Source organism: Shewanella sp. 10N.286.52.B9 (genome assembly GCF_002873635.1).
Lineage (GTDB): Bacteria > Pseudomonadota > Gammaproteobacteria > Enterobacterales > Shewanellaceae > Shewanella.
Genome location: NZ_MCTY01000229.1, coordinates 1 through 1124, shown reverse-complemented (window position 1 = coordinate 1124; position 1124 = coordinate 1). Strand labels below are relative to the sequence as shown.

Here is a 1124-nt window from a genome sequence, read left to right as displayed (position 1 = left end):
GACTGAATTGATTTAAGTCTTCTGGTGTTTTAATGCTTTTAGCAGCTTCTTTAGCAAAAGCTTCAATATCTTTTTTGTTCATGAGTATCTGCCTATCCTTGACTCTCTATAGAGTACGTGTTGATAAGCAGTTACACAAAATTAGTTACAGTCTCTGTTGCCACAAAAAAGCGACAACCTCATTTTTAGTTATGGGATATTTATTACTCTGTCTGCTGCTGCAATAGTCTCGCTTCTGTGAGCAATCATAATACGAGTAATATCTAGCTGTTTAATGTTTTGATTAATCTTCTTCTCTAAGTCGTTGTCTAAGTGGCTAGTCGCCTCATCTAAGAAAAGAACTTTGGTTTTTTTGTACAAGGCTCTCGCTATTAGTATTCTTAGCTGCTGCCCACCAGATAAAGTTGAACCCATATCACCTATCAAGCTGTCATAACCCAATGCCATGCAGCTAATATCTTCATCAATGCAAGCGAGTGTTGCACAATGTTTTGCGAGTTCCAAATCTGCATCTGCATCTGCATCTGCAGAGAAAAATGAAATATTATCTAGAATGGTACCAGAAAATAAGTGGTCATCCTGCATAACGACACCTATTGAGTTTCGAAACAAAGATATTGGTAGATTGCTAATGTCTTGGTTATCTATTTGTATAACACCACTCGTCGGAGTGTAGAAACCTAATACAAGCTTGAAGAGGGTAGATTTACCCGCTCCAGAAGGGCCTGTGAATTACAAAGCCACCCATTATTTTGAAGTTATAACATAACGCCTTTCATTTTGAGTTGCCAACACCAACATTCATTTACTGATGGGATTATTCCTGCCAAAGGACTAAATACTTCATCATTAATCACCAAAAATAACTCATAAACTAAATTCAACACAGCAAAAAAGCTTGATATCTATCAAGTGGAAAATGCTTTTATTTGAAATTAAGAAATGGTGTATTAAGCGCACAACCAGCGCTGACAGTTAGCTGCACCTTGTCGTCGTTTTAGGTCTAAATGCTCACAATAATCTGTTAATGCAGGCAACGCCCCCACCGCACCTTTGAATAAAGCGCCAAACTCAGTGGTGATTTTAAGCCAATTCTCTGCGGGAATGTTCAGCCTATTGAGGAT

2 pseudogenes are annotated in these 1124 nt (G+C 38.1%); both read right to left on the bottom strand.

Annotated features, from left to right (window positions below):
* Positions 1-189: 189 nt before the first annotated feature.
* Positions 190-717: pseudogene (locus tag BCU91_RS19260) on the bottom strand (ATP-binding cassette domain-containing protein); the annotation flags it as partial.
* A 233-nt stretch (positions 718-950) separates the two neighbouring features.
* A pseudogene (locus BCU91_RS20640) lies at positions 951-1124 on the bottom strand (transposase); the annotation flags it as partial.